Origin of the sequence: Ferrovibrio sp. (assembly GCF_029255545.1) — a bacterium.
Taxonomy (GTDB): Bacteria; Pseudomonadota; Alphaproteobacteria; order Ferrovibrionales; family Ferrovibrionaceae; genus Ferrovibrio.
Map to the genome: position 1 here is coordinate 48,387 of NZ_JANLJJ010000048.1, position 4,169 is coordinate 52,555.

Annotated in this window: 5 protein-coding genes and 1 pseudogene; 4 read left to right on the forward strand and 2 right to left on the reverse strand. The window is 65.3% G+C overall.

What is annotated here, in order from left to right; translation table 11 throughout:
* Window positions 1–383, reverse strand: a 383-nt coding sequence (gene nth, locus Q1J79_RS09835) for an endonuclease III (protein WP_300299720.1), incomplete at its 3' end; no start/stop codon positions are given.
* A gap of 44 nt (window positions 384–427) precedes the next feature.
* Between nth and Q1J79_RS09840 the strand changes: the two genes are divergently transcribed.
* The 3 genes from Q1J79_RS09840 to Q1J79_RS09850 all read left to right on the forward strand — a co-directional run bounded on the left by Q1J79_RS09840 (window position 428) and on the right by Q1J79_RS09850 (window position 3,063).
* Window positions 428–1,108 (forward strand): hypothetical protein, encoded by a 681-nt coding sequence (locus Q1J79_RS09840; protein ID WP_300299722.1) that lies wholly within the window; start codon window positions 428–430, stop codon window positions 1,106–1,108.
* Between the two features lie 121 nt (window positions 1,109–1,229).
* The gene (locus tag Q1J79_RS09845) at window positions 1,230–2,090 is read left to right on the forward strand and encodes a hypothetical protein (protein WP_300299724.1); all 861 of its coding nucleotides are present in this window, start codon (window positions 1,230–1,232) and stop codon (window positions 2,088–2,090) included.
* A 106-nt stretch (window positions 2,091–2,196) separates the two neighbouring features.
* Entirely contained in the window at window positions 2,197–3,063 is an 867-nt protein-coding gene (locus tag Q1J79_RS09850; protein ID WP_300299726.1) for a hypothetical protein, read from the forward strand.
* 31 nt (window positions 3,064–3,094) lie between these two features.
* Here the strand turns inward: Q1J79_RS09850 and Q1J79_RS09855 are convergent, their stop codons facing one another.
* Window positions 3,095–3,751: a glutathione S-transferase family protein gene (locus tag Q1J79_RS09855; protein WP_300299728.1), complete on the reverse strand. Its 657-nt coding sequence runs from the start codon at window positions 3,749–3,751 to the stop codon at window positions 3,095–3,097.
* Window positions 3,752–3,921: 170 nt separating this feature from the next.
* Between Q1J79_RS09855 and Q1J79_RS09860 the strand changes: the two are divergent.
* Window positions 3,922–4,169 (forward strand): annotated as a pseudogene (locus tag Q1J79_RS09860) (polyhydroxyalkanoate depolymerase); the annotation flags it as partial.

The window sequence follows — 4,169 nt, forward strand, 5'->3', positions numbered from 1 at the left end:
ACATTCAGCACCACGTTGGCCGTCTTGCGGCCCACGCCGGGCAGGGCCTGCAGCGCGTCGCGGTCGTGCGGCACCTGGCTGCCATGCTGCTCGACCAGGATTTTCGACAGCGCGATCACGTTCTTGGCCTTGGCGTTGAACAGGCCGATGGTCTTGATGTGCTGTTTCAGCCCGGCCTCGCCCAGTTTCAGCATCTGCGCCGGCGTCGTCACAGTCTCGAACAGGGCTTTCGTGGCCTTGTTCACCCCGGTATCGGTCGCCTGCGCCGACAGCACCACGGCCACCAGCAGCGTATAGGCGTTGACGTAGTTCAGCTCCGTCTTCGGCTCGGGGTTCTGCTTCGCCAGACGGGAAAAGAATTCGGTGGCTTGCTGTGGTTTCATCGGGACTTGGCAGAAAGGGGCGGGTGGTCGATCTTTAGACCGCCATGCCGTTCCACCGCAAGCTCGCTCTGTCGCTGCTCCTGCTGCTCGTATCGCTCCCGGCAGTGGCGCAACCCGTGGCGCAACCGCAATGCCGCCTGCCGCCGCAGCTGGAGGCGCAGGCCTGCGACCGGCCGCAGCAGGGCCGCGAAACGCCACGCGGCACGCCCGGGGATTTTGATCACTACATTCTCAGCCTGAGCTGGTCGCCGGCCTTTTGCGCCTCCCAGGCCGGACAGCGCAGCCCAATGCAGTGCCGCGACAATACATTCGGTTGGGTGGTGCATGGCCTGTGGCCGCAATACCGTGGCAAACGCGACGGGGCCGGCTGGCCGCAATACTGCGCCGCCGTGCAGCCGGTGCCGGCCGAAATCCTGCGCCGGCATCTCTGCCTGATGCCTGAGCCGCAGCTGATGCAATGCCAGTGGGCCAAGCATGGCAGCTGCAGCGATTTCACCGAGCCGGACGGCTATTTCGCCGCCATTGCCAGAATGTGGGAAACCCTGGTGCTGCCCGAGCCGCAGCCGGGCCAGTCCGCGCGGGATTACAGCGCGACGCTGGTGGCCGCCAATGGTTCCGGCGGCCTGTCCCGGCGCAGCCTGCGCGTGCTTGGCGGCGACGCCGGCCTGCGGGAACTCCACCTGTGCCTGAGCCGCGACCTGACCCGGTTTACGGCGTGCGAATAAATTAAGTTACTGGAATTTAATGGCGAACAGACTTGTAAATTACAATAGAATTCAAAATTGATAAATACAACCTGGCGCGCTAGTGTTGCGCCCGCTCACTTTGTAAACAGCTTGGGGTCGCGTGAAAGGTTTGTCAGCGGAAAACGGCAAGTTGCGGCGTCAGGCCCTGGAACTGTTGGGCCAAGTGGAGCGCCAGGGGCTTGATATCACCGAGGCCTATCGGCACGGCATGGCGTTTACCGACCAGTTTGGCGATTTCAAACGCTTCATCGACAAGGTCGACCATTTCCATGTTTTCGTCGATCTTGTTGAGGAGCGCCTGCCCAAGTTCGAGCCGGCCAAGCGCGCCGCCCTGGCCCGGCATCTGGCGGAAATCCGCTGGCGCATCGTCGTGGTCGAGGTCGACAGCACCCAGGTTTTCCTGGTGCGGATCGGCGAAAGCCACAGGCCATGGCCGCTGGGCAGCCGGCAATTCCTTGAACGGCGCCTGCGCCGGCTCGATGAAATCCTCGATTACTACGACCGCCACGGCCAGGAATACGACCTGGCGCCGCTGGGCAGCGCCATGCTGCATGCGGTGGAAGATCTGCTGAAGGCCCAGATCGAACGCGCCCCGGGCCTGGACGATTTCAGTTTTGATGTTGCCGCTGCCGCCGAGGCAGACAGAGCCGCGCCGCGCCGCCGGCGCCGGCGCATGGCTGCGTCAGGCGCCACATCGTCCGTTGCGGTTCTGCCGCCGGCCGGGCCGCCGCGGCTGCGCGTGCGGGAACTGGGCGGGCGCTTCTATGTCGATCGCGATGGCATCATGGCCGTCACCGAAATCTGCCGCACCGCCAAGATCAGCATGGACCAGCTGGCCGCCAAGCTGGGCGTCAGCCGCGCCACTTTGGTGCTGATGCTGAACGGTAGCGACCCGATCAGTCGTGGCCCGCTCGATATGCTGCGTAACTTTGTCACGCAGAATGGCGGTCTCGCCGCCTGAGCCGGCAGGTTATCGTTTGGCCACCCTAAGCGGAAAATAACGCCGGTCCGGGCCAGCGCGCGCTTAAGCTCGGCATCGGAGATCCATTGCCGATCCGGAGCCTGCCGTGCAGACAAATCAAAAGAAAGCCGACACCCGCGCCATCGCCCTGGCCCTGGTCGCGCAGGTCGAGCGCCAGGCGCAGGAGATCGCGCAGGTTTTTTCCCGTGCCGGCATGTCGGACCGTTTCGGCGATTTCCATGACCTGCTGGAAAAGCTCGATCAGTTCCAGGTTTTCATAGACCTGGTTGAATCCCATCTGGGTGATTTCGAGCCGGAAAAACAGGAAGCGCAGGCGAAGAATCTTGCCCAGGTGCGGTGGGGCATTCTGCAGCTCGAAATCGAAGCGACGCGTGCCTTCCTGGCCCGCATGGCCGATAGCGGCAAGCCCTGGCCGCTGGGCAGCAAGCCGGCGCTGGCGCGCCGGCTGCAGCGGCTGGATGAGATCCGCGCCTTCCATGCCGAGAATGCCGGGCGCTTCGCGCTCTCCGCGCTGGATGCGCCGCGGCTGCAGGCCTTGGGCGACGCGCTGAAGGAGCAGGTTGGACATAGCGTGGAGCTGACCGACTTCACCAAACACGCAGCTCTGGCTTTTGATGATTTCGCCGCCGCGCCCATGCCGCATGAGCCGGCGCCTTCCGCCGCGCCGCGGCATCCGCCGGCCGCGCGGCCTGTACCGGCAACAACCCCGGCGCAGAAGGCGGCCCTGCATGTGCGCGTGGATGATGGCAATTACTACGTCGATCAGAACGGCCTCGCGGTGGTGAACGAGGCCTGCAAAACCGCGCAGATCAGCATCGACGATCTGGCCGGCAGGCTGGAGGTCAGCCGCCCGGCCCTGGTGCTGATGCTGAACGGGCGCGATCCCATCGCGCTGCCGGCGCTGAACCGGCTGCGCAGTTTCGTCTCGCGCCATGGCGGCCGCGTCGCATAGCCGCCCGGTGAGTCGCCTGGCGCGGCGCTGGTCAGAACTCGACGTCGAGCTCGTCGAGCTCTTCCGGCTCGGCCTTGGCCGCCTCGACCCAGTCGCGCATCACCGGCCAGGCCATGATGGTCTGGCAATAGGCGGCGCAGGCCGGGTCCAGCTTCACGTCATAGGTGAGGAAACGCGTGCAGACCGGGGCGTACATCGCGTCGGCCAGGCAGGGTTTGGCGCCGAACAGCCACGGCCCGCCATAGGCGCTGAGGCCATCGCGCCAGATCGCCACCACGCGGTCGATATCGGCCTGGGCGCCGGCCCAGATCTTGAAGCCGGGATAATGCGCCTTCAGGTTCATCGGCAGGGCGGAGCGCAGATTGTAGAAGCCCGAATGCATCTCGCCGGCGATGGCGCGGCAATGGGCGCGCTGCACCTGGTCGGTGGGCATCAGTCCGGCCTGGGGCGCGATCTCGTGCAGGTATTCCGCGATCGCCAGGGTGTCCCAGACCGAGACCTGGCCATGGGTGAGGCGCGGCACCAGAAAACTGGGCGACAGCAGCAGCAGCTCGGCCCGGGTCGAGGGGTCGTCGCTGGAGAGCAGCTTTTCCTCGAAATCCAGCCCGGCCATGCGGCAGAGCAGCCAGCCGCGCAGCGACCAGGAGGAATAGTTCTTGCTGCTGATCGTCAATGTGGCCCTGGACATACGCATCTCTCCCGGCGGCTGGCACGGCGTGATACGAAAGTCCAGCCTGTGCGCTGCATACATATATCTCGCATTGCAGCAAAAACTGCATTAGCTTTTTTTACAGCCGGCCTGCCATGGGGGGAGGCCGGGCTTCCGCGTCCGGGCCAGCACCCGGCCGATCATGGTCCATGACAAAGGCTGACCCCAACCCGATGCTCTATCTGGCCTACCAGACCCAGGCCGACCTGATGGCGCCCCTGCGCCGCTTGGCCGAGCAGGCCCTGCCCGGCCTGCAGCTGGCGGCCGGGCACAATCCGTTGCTGCGCGGCATGGCCGCCGCCACCGAGATGGTGACGCGCGCCGGCCTGTCCCATGGCCGGCCGCCCTATGGCATCACCAGCGTGAAGGTGGGCAATGCCGAGGTGGCGGTGACCGA